Raw genomic sequence first — 14489 nt, 5'->3', positions numbered from 1 at the left:
GCGGCCGGCGCGGCTCGCCGACGCCGACTGGATCGCGGGCAGCGCCCGGCCCGAGGGCACCCTCCTCGACGCGGCCGTGCGGCAGGGCTTCCGGCCGCGCGTCGCCCAGGTCGTCGCCGAGTGGACCGCCAAGCAGGGCTACGTCGCCGCCGGTCTCGGGGGGGACGCCGGTCCCGGCGCCGGCCGCCGCGTCCGTACGCCCGGATGTCGTGCTGCTGCCCCTGCACGCCGAGGACGCCCCGCCGCGGGCCGTGTACGCGGCGACGGTGCGGGGACGGTCCCTCACGGCGGCGGCACGGGCCTTCGTGGCGGCGCTGCGGGAGGCGGCGGAACGGATCCCCCGCTGAAGCCGGCCGGTCCGCTCAGTGCGACGGCGCGAGCGCGAGGCTGACGCCGAGGCCGGCCAGGACCGAGCCGATGACCTTGTTGAGGATCTTCTGGGCGCCCAGCATCAGGGTCCGCATCCGGGCCTGCGAGAAGAACGCGGCGACCACGCCGAACCAGAGCAGGTGGGCGAGCGACATGAACAGGCCGTACCCCACCTGCTGGTACAGCGGGGTGTCCGGGCTGACGACCTGGGCGAAGGTGGAGACGACGAAGAGGGTCGTCTTCGGGTTGAGCACGTTGGTGAGGAAGCCGGTGCGCAGCGCCGCGAGCGGGGTCAGCTCGCGCCGGTCGTCCAGGTCGATCTTCAGCTCGCCGCGGGTGCGGTAGGTGCGGATGCCGACGAGGACGAGGTAGGCCGCGCCGATCAGCTTGATCACCGTGAACAGGGCGGTGGAGGAGGCGATCAGCAGGCCGACGCCGAGCAGGGTGTAGGTGACGTGGACCAGGACACCGGCGGCGACGCCCGCGGCGGCGAGCAGGCCGGTGCGGCGCCCGTACAGGTAGCTGTTGCGGACGATCATCGCGAAGTCGGCGCCGGGGGCGATCACGGCGAGGACCGTGATGACGGCGACGGCGAGTATCTGGGTCACGGGGTGACGTCCTCCATGTCGGGCTCCCCGTCGGGAGCGGAGCCGTCGTCGGCGTTCTCCTCGCCCAGCAGGTCACGGGCGAGGAGCGTGGCTCCCGCGACCGCGCCCGGCATCAGGAACACCGCGACGAACGGGACCAGGAAGGCCAGGCCGAGGGGCGTGCCGAAGCCCCAGACCAGGGTCTTGCGGGAGCGGAGCAGGGCGAGCCGGGCGCGCAGGTCGACGCCCCGGCGCTGGAGGGCCACGGCGGCCAGTTCCTCGGTGAGGAAGAAGCCGGTGACGAAGAAGCCGATCACGGGGACGGCCGTCTGCCCGACGAACGGCAGGAAGCCGAAGGCGAAGAGCAGCACCCCCCACAGCGCGGCCCGCACCAGGACGCGCAGGCTGTCGCGGGCCGATATCCACAGCTCGCGCCAGAGCGGCAGGTCCGACCGCGGGGCGGTGCCGTCGGGCGAGACGTCGGCGTCGACCTTCTCCGACAGGCTCTCGTAGAAGGGCTGGCCGACCAGCAGGGTGACGGCCGTGAACGTCAGCACGGCCAGCAGCAGCCCGAGGGCGAACAGCACGGCGGTGAGGAAACCGCGGAACAGGCCCTGCCACGGGCTGGACCAGTCGTCCGCGAAGGGGGTCGCCCAGGTGACGGCGTCCTCGCCCCACACCGCGAGCGCGACCAGCGCCGCCGCGTACAGGGCCAGGGTGATCAGCCCCGGCAGCAGCCCGAAGCCGTACTGGCGGCCGTGCCGGGCCATCCAGCGCTGCCCCTTCAGCAGATAACCGAATCCCGCCCCAAGATCGCGCATGGCGGGAACTCTACCGACTCTCAGCCGGCCAGCATGCGGCTCAGCAGATCGCGCAGGGAGCGGCGCTCGTCCTCGGAGAGACCGGCCAGGGGTTCGCGGGCGAAGCGGAGGCCCTCGCGCAGGTCACGGGCGACGCGCAGGCCGTCGTCGGTGGCGGCGGCCACCTTGACCCGGCGGTCGGCCGGGTCGGGGCGGCGCTCCACCAGGCCGCGGGACTCCAGGCGGTCCACTATGCCCGTGACGTTCGACGGCTCGCACTTGAGCTTGTGCGCCAGCTTCCGCATCGGCAGCGGCTCCGCCGACAGCAGGCTGAGGAGCCGGGCCTGCGGTCCGGTCAGCGCGTGCTCGCCCGCCGCTTCCTCGTAGTCGGTGTAGAAGCGGGCCACCACGTCCCCGATGAGTTCGACGACCTCCATCGTCAGGGCGTCGGGGCGGTGGGGCTTCGGTGGTGTGGCCATGCCACCAGGATACCCGCTTACTTGACATCCTGAAATATTGAAGCGCATGGTTGTTTCAGGTACTGAAGTAATCAGGAAAGGCTCTGTCATGATCAACCGCGAGTGGCACCTGCTCAGCCGCCCCGTCGGCTGGCCGAAGCCCGAGGACTTCGCGCTCGTCGAGGCCCCGGTCCCCACCCCGGGCGAGGGCCAGGTTCTGGTGCGGAACAAGTTCCTCTCCGTGGACCCGTACATGCGCGGCCGGATGTCGGCGGCCAAGTCGTACGCGGCCCCCTTCGAGCTGGGCAAGGTCATGCAGGGCGGCGCGGTCGGCGAGGTGATCACCTCGCACGCCGAGGGCATCGAGGCCGGCGACCACGTCCTGCACTTCTTCGGCTGGCGCGAGTACGCGGTCGTGGACGCGAAGAACGCGGTCAAGGTCGGCCCGACGGCCGTTCCGGCCGTCAAGGTCGACGCCGGCGCCCACGACGTGCCGCTGTCGGCGTACCTCGGCGTGCTCGGCATGACGGGCCTGACCGCCTACGCCGGCCTGGTGCGCACCGCCTCCTTCAAGGAGGGCGACATCGTCTTCGTGTCCGGCGCGGCGGGCGCCGTCGGCAGCCAGGTCGGCCAGCTCGCCAAGCTCATGGGCGCCTCGCGGGTCATCGGCTCGGCCGGCTCCGACGAGAAGGTCAAGCTGCTGGTCGAGGAGTACGGCTTCGACGCCGCGTTCAACTACAAGAACGGCCCGGTCGCCGAGCAGCTGCGCGAGGCCGCGCCCGACGGCATCGACGTGTACTTCGACAACGTCGGCGGGGACCACCTGGAGGCCGCGATCGGTTCGCTGAACCAGGGTGGCCGGATCGCCGTCTGCGGCATGATCTCGGTCTACAACAACACCGAGCCCGCGCCGGGACCGAGGAACCTCGCCCGTCTCATCCAGACCCGCGGCCGTATCGAGGGCTTCCTGGTCGGCGACCACTACGACCTGCAGCAGCAGTTCGTCCAGCAGGTCGGACCCTGGGTCGCCTCGGGGCAGCTGAAGTACCGCGAGACGGTCGTCGAGGGCATCGAGAACAACCTGGAGGCGTTCCTCGGGGTTCTGCGGGGCGACAACATCGGGAAGATGATCGTCAAGCTCTAGCCTTCACTGAATTTCCGGCATGCGGTAACTTCGTTCCGAAATCCGTCGTCGATCGTGGGCGCGAGTCGCGGCGGACCGAGGAGGAAGACAACCGCATGCCCATCACGCAGTCCGACGTCCTGTACACCGCCGTCGCCACCGCCGAGAACGGCCGTGACGGCCGGGTCGCCACGGACGACGGCCGACTCGACGTCGTCGTCAACCCGCCGAAGGAGATGGGCGGCAGCGGATCCGGGACCAACCCGGAGCAGCTGTTCGCCGCGGGGTACAGCGCCTGCTTCCAGGGCGCGCTCGGGGTCGTCGCCCGGCAGGAGGGAGCCGACGTCTCCGGGTCGACCGTCACCGCGAAGGTCGGGATCGGCAAGAACGACGACGGGTTCGGGATCATCGTGGAGATCTCGGCGAGCATCCCGAACGTGTCCGCCGAGGTGGCGCGGGAACTGGTCGAGAAGGCTCACCAGGTGTGCCCGTACTCGAAGGCGACGCGCGGGAACATCAGCGTGACGCTGGTCTGACGATCGTCGTTGCGTACTGCGGAGACCGCACCCTTGGACGTGGGGTGCGGTCTCTTTTCGGCGGGGGGATTTGGCGGTCGACACGTCCGTGCGGTTGGGTGCATGCCAAATGATCCGGTCCGCGAAGGAGTTGACGGTGTTCAGAGTGGCACGGGGGATTGCGGTGGGAGCCGCGCTGGCGGCGGCGCTCACGGCGTGCGCGGGCAACGGCGGCGCCAGCAGTGGGAGCACCGGTGGCGGTGCCGGGGCGGGGGCCGGAGCCGGCGGCGAACAGTCGAAGGCACCCGTCGTGCTCACGTGGGACCAGGTGCGCAGGGCCCTGGTGGACACGGGCAGCGCCCCTGAAGGCTGGGACGGATTCGGCGTCGACATCGACAAGCCGGCCGTGTCCGTCAAGACCTGTCAGGCCGACACGGGGACGAAGTGCGGTGGCTTCGTGGCGCTGGGCTCGTCGCACATCACGCAGGGGGGCGAAGGGCAGGTCGTCTTCACCATCTACGCCTTTCGGACGCCGGACGACGCGGAGGCCGCCATGAAGGGCCTGGCGGCAAAGGAGCACCGTGGTGCCGGCGCCGGGGCGAAACCGCTGAAGGTCTCGGCGGACACGGACGAGACCGACGCGTTCACCGGGCGGAACACCGAGATCTTCATGCGCCTCGGCGGGACCTTGGTCCGCGTGGCGAGTCAGGGCCTTCCCGAAGGCGAGCCCTACGACGATTTCGCGAGGCTTCAGATCGACCGGATCAAGCAGACGGTTGAGGGGAAGGACGCCGGAGGCTGAGGCCGGCACGCATGACGGTCGCCCGTGCCCACGCGGCGGAGCCGCATACCGCCCCAGCCCCGCGCCCCTGCGGGGCGGCCCTCACGCCGCCAGCGCTGCCCTGTGCACCGCTCTCACCAAGCCGTCGTTCTCCGGCGCCGCTCCGCCCGGAAAAGCCATCCGCCGGCGCGTGTAGCCGTACGCCAGGCCGCTGCGCGGGTCTGCGAACGCCTGACTGCCGGCCGCGCCGCTGTGGCCGAAGGTACCCGCGCCCAGGACCGGGTGCGCCATGTCGGCGGTGGCCTGGAAGCCGAGGCCGTACGACCTGTGGCCGAGGGACACCAGGTCGTAGCCGACGGAGTGGATCTGGCCCACCTCGGCGACGGTGTCGGGCTTGAGCAGCGGTGGCCGGTCGTCCAGTTCGCTGATCGCCGCCGCGTACATCGTCGCGAGCCCCCGTGCGGAGGCGACGCCGCCCGCGGACGCCGGTCCCTTGGCCCGTACGAGGCGGGAGTTGGCGTGGTCCAGCAGGGTGCGCGGCTCCGGGACGTGGGTGTTGAAGGCGATCGAGGCCAGGGTGTGCGGGCCGGTCTGCTGGGCGTCCAGCAGGGCCTGCTGGGCGGGGGTCGGCAGCATCGGCTGGACCGGGCGGAAGCGGGGCTCCTCGGACTCGGGCAGGCCCAGGAAGAAGTCCGTGCCGTAGGGGGCGCGCACCCGTTCCCCGTACACCTCCTGGAGGGTGTGGCCCGTGGCCCGGCGGACCACCTCGCCGGTGAGCGCGCCGATCACGAACGCGTGGTAGCCGAAGGCCGTCCCCGGGCGCCAGAACGGCTTCTGGTCGGCGAGCCGTTCGGCAAGCGCCCGGTCGTCGGCCAGCTCCTCGGCGGAGAACCCGGCGTCGATCCCGACCAGACCCGCCCGGTGCGCCAGCAGGTCCCGGAGGGTCACCGCGCCCTTGCCCTCGGCGCTGAACTCCGGCCAGTAGTAGGTGACCTTGCGGTCCAGCTCCAGCGTGCCGTCCTGCACCAGCAGCGCGACGACCAGGTACGCCGCGCCCTTGGTGGACGAGAACACGCCGTACAGCGAGTCCGCCTCCGCGCCCGCCCACAGGTCGACGACCCGCCGCCCGTGCACGTACGCGCACAACTGGCCTTCGTAGTCGTCCCGTTCACCGGCCACGAAGGCGGCGAACTCCTCGCGCACCGCCTCGAAACCCTCGGCGACCGTGCCCTGGACGGTGATCTGCTGCGTCATCGCTCTCCTCAACCGAGCCGCTGCTCGCTGCTCCCTCTCAGCACAACGCCCTTTCCCGCTCGGGGCGTTCCCGAGACCGGTACGGCGCGACGTACCTGTTCGACTCAACCGCCGAGAGCGGCACCGGGTGTCGTCGATGCCCCGGATGGCGGATGGCGCGGGGTGGTGCGCGCGTGCGCGCCGGGGCTCAGGTGCACCACCAGAGGAAACGGTTGCAGGTCTTGGTGGGCGAGGGCGTCGGGGACGGGCCGGACGTCGTCGGGGCGCTGGACGGGGCGGGGGCCGGCCGGGACGGGGCGGGGTTCGCCGGAGCCTGGGTGGTCGTGCCGGAGCCCGTCGTGGCGGTCGGCCGCGCCGTGCCGGTGTCCTTGGCCCCGGGCGACCTGGAGGCCTTGTCCTTCGGGGACTTGGAGGCGGACGCGGAGGCCGAGGCGTCCGGGGAGGCGGAGCCGGCCGCGCCCGGGCGCGCTCCGGAGGTGCCGGAGGCCGGGCCGGCCGTGGCGCCGGGGGACGGCGAGGACGTGCCACCGTCGGCCGCGGCGTTCCCCGCCGGGTCCGGCTGGCCGCTGGAGAAGGGCGAGAAGGGCGCGTCCGTGCCGAGTTCGGTGAGGCTGAGGCCGCCCGCGGCCAGCACGAAGCCCGCGGTGACCAGCAGGGCGCGGCGACGCCGGCGCCGGTGGGCGGCGGCCTTGCGGTCACGGCGGCTGGCGTCGGCGTCGGCGGGACCCACGGCGGCGGTGCCGCGCGCTCTGCGGCGGGCGGCCCGGCCACCGGCGGGCCCGGCGTCGGACTCGGCGTCGGACTCGACGTCGGCCCCGGGGCCCGGGTCGCCGTCGGCCAGGGACCCGGCCTCCGCGCCGGGGGCCCAGTTCTCCTGCGGCTCGGGCTCCTTCGTCCACCCCGTCCGTTCCGGCCCGGCAGGCCGGTACTGCTGGGGGATGCGGGACTCGTGGGACTCGGGCTGCGCGTACTGGTGGGGCACGCCGTACCCCGGCATCTCACCCGTGCCCGCGTGGGCGTACGCGACCGTCGCTTCCGCGGCGGGGTGTGCCGGTGCTCCGCACCCGGGGCAGGCCAGGGCGCCGTTGAGGTGCCGTTGGCACGGGTGGCAGTAGTCCATGACGCCGGAAGACTAGATTCCCCATGGGTCATGTTCCTAGGCACCGCTGTGAAAGTTTCGTAGAAAACGAAAGAATTCTCGAAAGCCTTGCCGAAACCGTTACCTGTTCGACCCATTGACACTCCCGCCGCCCCGTCCTTACTGTCACGCCAGCATTTCGAACGTGTGACGAAATCTCGAACAGCTGAGGGGCAACTGCCGTGCGCATCACCGGAATCAGCACGCACGTGGTCGGCACGCCGTGGCGCAACCTGACCTACGTCCAGGTGCACACCGACGAGGGGATCACGGGAGTCGGCGAGACCCGGATGCTCGGTCACACCGACGCGCTGATCGGCTACTTGCGGGAGGCCGAGGCCAATCACATTCTCGGCTCGGACCCGTTCGCCGTCGAGGACCTCGTACGCCGGATGAAGTACGGCGACTACGGCCGTGCGGGTGAGATCGTGATGTCCGGCATCGCGGTCGTCGAGATGGCCTGCTGGGACATCAAGGGCAAGGCGCTGGGCGTACCGGTGTGGCAGCTGCTCGGCGGCAAGGTGACGGACAGGGTCAAGGCGTACGCCAACGGGTGGTACACGACCGAGCGGACGCCGGAGGCCTACCACAAGGCCGCCCAGCAGGTCGTGGAGCGCGGGTACCGGGCGCTGAAGATCGACCCGTTCGGCACCGGGCACTTCGAGCTGGACCACCAGGAGACCCTGTACGCCGTCTCCCTCATCGAGGCCGTACGGGACGCGATCGGCCCGGACGCCGAGCTGATGCTGGAGATGCACGGCCGCTTCTCCCCCGCCACCGCCGTACGGCTGGCCAGGGAGATGGCGCCCTTCAGGCCGGCCTGGCTGGAGGAGCCGGTCCCGCCGGAGAACCTGAAGGCGCTGGAGAAGGTCGCGGCCAAGGTGGACATCCCGGTCGCCACCGGGGAACGGATCCACGACCGGATCGAGTTCCGCGAGCTGTTCGACAGCCAGTCCGTGGACATCATCCAGCCCGACGTCGGCCACATCGGCGGCATCTGGGAGACCCGCAAGCTCGCGGCGACCGCCGAGACGCACTACATGCTGGTCGCGCCGCACAACGTCGGCGGGTCCGTGCTGACCGCCGCGTCCCTCCAGGTCGGCTTCACCTCGCCGAACTTCAAGATCCTTGAGCACTTCAACGACTTCGCGGACGCGGAGATCAAGAAGGTGGTCAAGGGCGCGCCGCAGGTCGATCCGGAGGACGGATGCTTCCATCTGTCCGACGCGCCCGGCCTCGGCGTCGAGCTGGACGTCGACGCCGCCGCCGAGTTCCCCCAGCAGCAGGCCCGGTTCGACCTGTGGGCCGAGGGCTGGGAGCAGCGCAAGCCGAAGGGCACGAAGTGAGCTCCCAGGTCGTCGTCGAGGCGCCGGGCGCCCACCGGCTCGCGGAGCACACGCCCCGCGAGCCCGGACCGGGCGAGGCGCTGGTGGCCGTGCACGCGGTCGGCATCTGCGGCAGCGACCGCGAGGTGTACCAGGGCAACCGGCCCGAGGGGTACGTGCGGTATCCGCTCACGCCCGGGCACGAGTGGTCGGGGACGGTCTCCCGGGTGGGTCCGGGAGTCCCCGCGGCCCTCGTCGGCCGCAAGGTCGTCGGCGAGGGCTTCCGCAACTGCCAGGTCTGCGACCGCTGTCACGCGGGCGAGACCACGCTGTGCACGGCCGGCTACGAGGAGACCGGGTTCACCCAGCCGGGCGCCATGGCCGGCACGCTCACCCTGCCGGCCCGGCTGCTGCACGCGCTGCCGGACGACGCCGACCTCACCGCCGCCGCCCTGCTGGAGCCGGCCGCGTGTGTCGCGGCCGCCGCGCTCAAGGGCCGTGCCCGGCCGGGCGAGCGGGTCGCGGTGGTCGGCACGGGCACCCTCGGGATGTTCGCCGTGCAGTTCCTGAAGGCGGTCTCACCGGCCGAGCTGCTGGTGGTGGGCACCGGACGGGACCGGGAGGCACTGTCCCGGCAGTACGGCGCGAGCGACTTCCGCACCAGGGACCAGGAACTCCCCGACGACGTCGACGTGGTGATCGAGACCGCCGGGTCCGCGTCCGCCGCGCGGACCGCCGCCGCGCTGCTGCGGCGCGGCGGACGGCTGGTCCTCACCGGGATCCCGGCGCCGGGCGCGGACGGGCTCGACCCGACCGATCTCGTCGTGCGGCAGCTGGAGGTGCACACCGTCTTCGGGGCGCCGCCGGACGCCTGGGCGCACGCCGTGCGGGTGTTCGCCGCCGGGCTGCTGGACCCGCTGCCGCTGGTCACGCACGAGCTGCCGCTGACCGAGTTCCCGCAGGCCATCGAGCTGGTGGGGGCCGGGGATCCGAAGGTGGGCAAGGTGCTGCTCCGCCCCTAGAGACGTACGCCGGCCAGGGCGTGACCTGACGGCGCCCCGGCCGGCGTACCACCAGCTTTTTTCGCGGAGCCGCCCAGGCCGCTCTCCACCCAGAGCCGCGAACCTCGTCCGATATTTCGAACACGCAGGACACTGGACCCTAAGGACAGCTTGTGACCGACGCTTCCGCTTCGGCAGCCCGCAGGCCCGGCGAGCCGGTGCTCGCCACGCTCGGCCTGGGCGCGCCCGCCCTCGACCCCGCCGACGCCTCCGCCCACAGCTTCCCGGGCGGCGGCCGCTGGCGCACCGAGATCCCCTCGTGCGAGGGTCCCGAAGCGCTGGCGGTCGTCCTGAAGGAGGCCTCCCGTCTCGATGTGCCGATCCACCGGATCAGCCAGGGCAGCGGCGTGTGGATGCTCACCGACGCCGAGATCACCGAGATGGTCGAGGCCACCGCCGAACGGGACATCGAGCTGTGCCTGTTCACCGGCCCGCGCGGCACCTGGGACATCGGTGGCTCGGTGCGCTCCGACTCGCGGGGGGCCGGACTGCGCGCCCGCGGACACGACGCCGTCGCCGGCTGCGTCGAGGACGCCGTACGGGCCACGGAGTTGGGCGTCACGTGCCTGCTGGTCGCCGACGAGGGCGTGCTGTGGACGCTGCACCGGGCGCGCGAGAACGGCATCATCCCGGCCGGCACCACGCTGAAGGTCTCCGCGCTCATCGGTCCCGTCAACCCGGCCTCGTACGCCGTCTACGAGCGGCTCGGTGCCGACTCCGTCAATGTGCCCAGCGATCTGACACTGGATCACCTCACCGAGATCCGCCGGGTGTCCGGGGCCCCGATGGACATGTACATCGAAGCCCCCGACGACCTGGGCGGCTATGTGCGGATGTACGAGGTCGCCGAGCTGATCCGGCGCGGCGCCCCGCTCTATCTGAAGTTCGGCCTGTCCAAGGCACCCGGCATCTACCCGTGGGGCACCCACCTCAGGGACGTGACCCTGGACACCGCCCGGGAGCGGGTGCGGCGCGGCCGGCTCGCCCTGGACCTGCTCGCCCGGCACGGCGCGGACGGCGACATGGCGCCGCTCGGCTCCCGGCTGCCCGGAACGCTCCACCGCTTCCCCAGCAACGCGTGACCGCTCAACGACTTCTCAACGCCGAGACGACCAAGGAATGATCACCATGCGCAACCGCAGAGCCGCACTCGCCGCGATATCCGCGACCGCCTCCCTCGCCCTCACCCTGACCGCCTGCGGCCAGAGCGGCTCGGGCGGCAGCAAGGAGAAGACGGGCGACGTCAAGGGCGCCACGATCGGCATCGCGATGCCGACGAAATCCTCCGAGCGGTGGATCAACGACGGCAACGACATGGTCAAGAACCTCAAGGCCAAGGGCTACAAGACCAAGCTGGTCTACGGCGAGGACGACCCGAGCACCCAGGTCTCGCAGATCGAGAACATGATCACGCAGGGCGTCAAGGGCCTGATCATCGCGGCCATCGACAACAAGTCCCTGAACAACGTGCTCCAGGAGGCGGCCCAGGCCAACATCCCGGTCATCGCCTACGACCGGCTCATCCTCGGCACCAAGAACGTCGACTACTACGCCTCGTTCGACAACGAGAAGGTCGGCACCCTCCAGGGCACCTACATCGTGCACAAGCTCGGCCTGGACAGCGGCAAGAAGGGCCCGTTCAACATCGAGCTGTTCGCCGGCTCCAACGACGACAACAACACCCAGTACTTCTTCGACGGCGCGATGAAGGTGCTCCAGCCCTACATCGACAAGAAGGAGCTGGTGGTCAAGTCCGGGCAGACCAAGCTCAACCAGGTCACGACCCTGCGCTGGGACGGCACCACCGCGCAGAAGCGCATGGAGGACATCCTCACCTCCTCCTACAAGAGCGGCAAGGTCGACGCGGTGCTCTCGCCCTACGACGGCATCTCCATCGGCATCATCTCCGCGCTGAAGTCCGACGGCTACGGCACCAGCGGTCAGCCGCTGCCGGTCATCACCGGCCAGGACGCCGAGCTGGCCTCGGTGAAGTCGATCATCGCGGGCCAGCAGTCCCAGACCGTCTTCAAGGACAGCCGCAAGGAGACCGCGGTCGCGGTGTCCATGGTCGACGACGTCCTGCACGGCAAGAAGCCGCAGGTCAACGACACCAAGACCTACACCAACGGCGCCAAGGTCGTCCCCGCCTACCTGCTCCAGCCGGTGAGCGTGGACAAGACCAACTACGCGGACGTCCTGGTCAAGGGCGGCTACTACACCGAGTCCCAGCTCAAGTAAGTCCGCCCACCTGCCCGACCCACACTGATTGGAAGGCACGACCATGGCGGGACCCGTCCTGGAAATGCGCTCGATCGTCAAGACCTTTCCCGGTGTCAAAGCGCTGTCGGACGTCACGCTGACCGTCCGGCAGGGCGAGGTCCACGCCATCTGCGGGGAGAACGGCGCCGGCAAGTCCACCCTGATGAAGGTGCTCTCCGGCGTCCATCCGCACGGCACCTACGAGGGCGAGATCCTCTTCGAGGGGGAGCTCTGCCGGTTCAGGGACATCCGGGCGAGCGAGCAGCACGGCATCGTCATCATCCACCAGGAGCTGGCGCTGGTGCCGTACCTCTCCATCGCGGAGAACATCTTCCTCGGCAACGAGCACGCCAGGCGCGGGCTCATCAACTGGCGCGAGACCCTGCGCCACGCCACCGAACTGCTGCGCCGGGTCGGTCTCGACGAGCACCCGGAGACCCGCGTCGCCGACATCGGCGTGGGCAAGCAGCAGCTCGTGGAGATCGCCAAGGCCCTGTCGAAGGAGGTGAAGCTGCTCATCCTCGACGAGCCGACGGCGGCCCTGAACGACGAGGACAGCGGCAAACTCCTCGACCTGATCCTGGAGCTGAAGAACCAGGGCATCACCTCGATCATCATCTCCCACAAACTGGGCGAGATCCGCCGGGTCGCCGACTCGGTGACGATCATCCGGGACGGGCGGTCCATCGAGACGCTCGACGTGAAGGCGGAGGGCACGACCGAGGACCGGATCATCAGCGGGATGGTGGGCCGCGACCTCGACCACCGCTTCCCCGAGCGCACCCCGCACGAGCCGGAGGAGGGCGCGGCGCCCGCGCTGGAGATCCGCAACTGGACCGTGCTCCACCCGATCGACCAGCAGCGCAAGGTCGTGGACGACGTGTCGCTCAGCGTCCGCCGGGGTGAGATCGTCGGCATCGCGGGCCTGATGGGCGCGGGCCGCACCGAACTCGCGATGAGCGTCTTCGGCCGCACCTACGGCCGGTACGCGGGCGGCACGGTCCTCAAGGACGGCACGGAGATCCGTACGAAGTCCGTCGCGGAGGCGGTGGAGCACGGCATCGCGTACGTCACCGAGGACCGCAAGCACTACGGCCTCAACCTGATCGACACCATCAACCGGAACATCTCGCTGACCGCGCTGCGGAAGGTCGCCAAGCGGGGTGTGGTGGACGAACAGGCGGAGCGGCAGGTCTCCGAGGGCTACCGCACGTCCATGAACATCAAGGCGCCGACGGTCTTCGAGCCGGTGGGCAAGCTGTCCGGCGGCAACCAGCAGAAGGTCGTCCTCAGCAAGTGGATCTTCGCGGGTCCGGACGTGCTGATCCTGGACGAGCCCACCCGCGGCATCGACGTGGGCGCCAAGTACGAGATCTACACGGTCATCGACCGACTGGCCGCGCAGGGCAAGGCGGTCGTCTTCATCTCCTCCGAGCTGCCGGAGCTGCTCGGCATGTGCGACCGCATCTACACGATGGCCGCCGGGCGGCTGACCGGTGAGGTGCCACGCGCCGAGGCCACGCAGGAAGTGCTGATGCGCCATATGACGAAGGACAAAGAGGTAACCCGATGAGCACGGATGTGACCGCCAAGAGCCCGGCCCCCGCGCCGCCGGGCAGGAGCGGATCGGCCGGCACGGACGGCCTGCTGCAGCTGGTCCTGGGCGGTCTGCGCCGCAACATGCGCCAGTACGGCATGCTGATCGCGCTCGGTCTGATCGTCGTCCTCTTCCAGTTCTGGACCGGCGGCGACCTGCTGCTGCCGCGCAACGTCTCCAACCTGGTGCTGCAGAACAGCTACATCCTGATCCTCGCGATCGGCATGATGCTGGTGATCATCGCCGGGCACATCGACCTGTCGGTCGGCTCGATCACGGCGTTCGTGGGCGCCTTCGCGGCCGTGCTGACGGTGCAGCACCACTTGGCCTGGCCCCTCGCCCTGGTGCTGTGCCTGCTGGTGGGCGCGGTGGCGGGTTCCGTGCAGGGCTTCCTGATCGCCTATCTCGGCATACCGTCGTTCATCGTCACGCTGGCGGGCATGCTGCTCTTCCGGGGCCTCACCGAGATCCTGCTCAAGGGCCAGACCCTCGGCCCGTTCCCGGACGGCCTGCAGAAGCTCGGCAACGGATTCCTGCCCGAGGTCGGCCCGAACACCAACTACCACAACCTCACCCTGCTCCTCGGCATCGTCCTGATCGCCGCGGTGGTCTGGCAGGAGGTGCGCGACCGGCGCCGCCAGCAGGAGTTCTCGCTCGACGTCGTACCCGTGAAGCTGTTCCTGCTCAAGCTCGTCGCGCTGGTCGCCGCGATCCTCGCCCTCACCATGCTGCTCGCCAGCTACGACGGCGCGCCGATCATCCTGATCATCCTCGGTGTCCTGGTGGGCGGCTACGGCTACGTCATGCGCAACTCGGTCTTCGGCCGGCACATCTACGCCATCGGCGGTAACCTGCCGGCGGCCAAGCTGTCCGGCGTGAAGGACAAGCGCATCACCTTCCAGGTGTTCCTGAACATGGGCGTGCTCGCGGCCCTGGCGGGTCTGGTGGTCGCCGCCCGCCTGAACGCGGCCTCACCGAAGGCGGGCGACGGCTTCGAGCTGGAGGCCATCGCCTCCTCGTTCATCGGCGGCGCCTCCATGAGCGGCGGTGTCGGCACCGTCCTCGGTGCCATCATCGGCGGTCTCGTCCTCGGTGTGCTGAACAACGGCATGAACCTCCTCAGCGTCGGCACCGACTGGCAGCAGGTCATCAAGGGCCTGGCCCTGTTGGCGGCGGTCGGGTTCGACGTGTGGAACAAGCGCAAGTCCGGTTCGTAAGCGCC

15 protein-coding genes are annotated in these 14489 nt (G+C 70.4%); 10 read left to right on the top strand and 5 right to left on the bottom strand.

The window, feature by feature from the left end:
• Positions 1 to 209 precede the first annotated feature (209 nt).
• Positions 210 to 347 (top strand): hypothetical protein, encoded by a 138-nt coding sequence (locus tag ACZ7HQ_RS02460; protein ID WP_470983623.1) that lies wholly within the window; start codon positions 210 to 212, stop codon positions 345 to 347.
• A gap of 15 nt (positions 348 to 362) precedes the next feature.
• Here the strand turns inward: ACZ7HQ_RS02460 and ACZ7HQ_RS02455 are convergent, their stop codons facing one another.
• From ACZ7HQ_RS02455 to ACZ7HQ_RS02445, 3 genes are read right to left on the bottom strand one after another with little or no spacing between them, the layout of a single operon-like run.
• A complete protein-coding gene (locus ACZ7HQ_RS02455) occupies positions 363 to 977 on the bottom strand; it encodes a LysE family translocator (protein ID WP_470983620.1) in 615 nt (204 codons plus the stop codon).
• Complete coding sequence (locus tag ACZ7HQ_RS02450; protein WP_470983619.1) at positions 974 to 1777, bottom strand: EI24 domain-containing protein; 804 nt, start codon at positions 1775 to 1777, stop codon at positions 974 to 976. The genes ACZ7HQ_RS02455 and ACZ7HQ_RS02450 overlap by 4 nt, the downstream gene beginning before the upstream one ends.
• Before the next feature lie 20 nt (positions 1778 to 1797).
• Positions 1798 to 2235, bottom strand: coding sequence for a MarR family winged helix-turn-helix transcriptional regulator (locus tag ACZ7HQ_RS02445; protein ID WP_470983616.1), 438 nt, complete (start codon positions 2233 to 2235; stop codon positions 1798 to 1800).
• A gap of 88 nt (positions 2236 to 2323) precedes the next feature.
• Here ACZ7HQ_RS02445 and ACZ7HQ_RS02440 point away from each other — a divergent pair, with 88 nt between their 5' ends.
• The 3 genes from ACZ7HQ_RS02440 (at position 2324) to ACZ7HQ_RS02430 (ending at position 4654) form a co-directional block, all read left to right on the top strand.
• Positions 2324 to 3358, top strand: coding sequence for an NADP-dependent oxidoreductase (locus tag ACZ7HQ_RS02440; RefSeq protein WP_470983614.1), 1035 nt, complete (start codon positions 2324 to 2326; stop codon positions 3356 to 3358).
• Positions 3359 to 3453: 95 nt separating this feature from the next.
• Positions 3454 to 3873: an organic hydroperoxide resistance protein gene (locus ACZ7HQ_RS02435; RefSeq protein WP_470983611.1), complete on the top strand. Its 420-nt coding sequence runs from the start codon at positions 3454 to 3456 to the stop codon at positions 3871 to 3873.
• 109 nt (positions 3874 to 3982) lie between these two features.
• The gene (locus ACZ7HQ_RS02430) at positions 3983 to 4654 is read left to right on the top strand and encodes a hypothetical protein (RefSeq protein ID WP_470983610.1); all 672 of its coding nucleotides are present in this window, start codon (positions 3983 to 3985) and stop codon (positions 4652 to 4654) included.
• 81 nt (positions 4655 to 4735) lie between these two features.
• Here the strand turns inward: ACZ7HQ_RS02430 and ACZ7HQ_RS02425 are convergent, their stop codons facing one another.
• Complete coding sequence (locus ACZ7HQ_RS02425; RefSeq protein WP_470983607.1) at positions 4736 to 5887, bottom strand: serine hydrolase domain-containing protein; 1152 nt, start codon at positions 5885 to 5887, stop codon at positions 4736 to 4738.
• 187 nt (positions 5888 to 6074) lie between these two features.
• The gene (locus tag ACZ7HQ_RS02420; protein WP_470983605.1) at positions 6075 to 7007 is read right to left on the bottom strand and encodes an SCO2400 family protein; all 933 of its coding nucleotides are present in this window, start codon (positions 7005 to 7007) and stop codon (positions 6075 to 6077) included.
• 200 nt (positions 7008 to 7207) lie between these two features.
• On the opposite strand from ACZ7HQ_RS02420, the gene ACZ7HQ_RS02415 reads away from it, so the two are divergent.
• The 6 genes from ACZ7HQ_RS02415 (at position 7208) to mmsB (ending at position 14484) form a co-directional block, all read left to right on the top strand.
• On the top strand, positions 7208 to 8371 hold the full coding sequence (locus ACZ7HQ_RS02415; RefSeq protein ID WP_470983603.1) for a mandelate racemase/muconate lactonizing enzyme family protein: 1164 nt from the start codon (positions 7208 to 7210) through the stop codon (positions 8369 to 8371).
• Positions 8368 to 9372, top strand: a complete 1005-nt coding sequence (locus tag ACZ7HQ_RS02410) for a zinc-dependent alcohol dehydrogenase (RefSeq protein ID WP_470983601.1) — start codon at positions 8368 to 8370, stop codon at positions 9370 to 9372. The genes ACZ7HQ_RS02415 and ACZ7HQ_RS02410 overlap by 4 nt, the downstream gene beginning before the upstream one ends.
• 152 nt (positions 9373 to 9524) lie before the next feature.
• Positions 9525 to 10493, top strand: a complete 969-nt coding sequence (locus tag ACZ7HQ_RS02405; protein ID WP_470983599.1) for a hypothetical protein — start codon at positions 9525 to 9527, stop codon at positions 10491 to 10493.
• Positions 10494 to 10539: 46 nt separating this feature from the next.
• Positions 10540 to 11649: a multiple monosaccharide ABC transporter substrate-binding protein gene (chvE, locus tag ACZ7HQ_RS02400; protein WP_470983597.1), complete on the top strand. Its 1110-nt coding sequence runs from the start codon at positions 10540 to 10542 to the stop codon at positions 11647 to 11649.
• A gap of 43 nt (positions 11650 to 11692) precedes the next feature.
• The gene (gene mmsA, locus ACZ7HQ_RS02395; protein WP_470983595.1) at positions 11693 to 13243 is read left to right on the top strand and encodes a multiple monosaccharide ABC transporter ATP-binding protein; all 1551 of its coding nucleotides are present in this window, start codon (positions 11693 to 11695) and stop codon (positions 13241 to 13243) included.
• Positions 13240 to 14484: a multiple monosaccharide ABC transporter permease gene (gene mmsB / locus ACZ7HQ_RS02390; protein ID WP_470983593.1), complete on the top strand. Its 1245-nt coding sequence runs from the start codon at positions 13240 to 13242 to the stop codon at positions 14482 to 14484. The genes mmsA and mmsB overlap by 4 nt, the downstream gene beginning before the upstream one ends.
• Positions 14485 to 14489: the final 5 nt, after the last annotated feature.

It is taken from the genome of Streptomyces sp. NPDC037290 (assembly GCF_055603245.1).
This window is presented reverse-complemented; position numbering and strand designations above follow the sequence as displayed.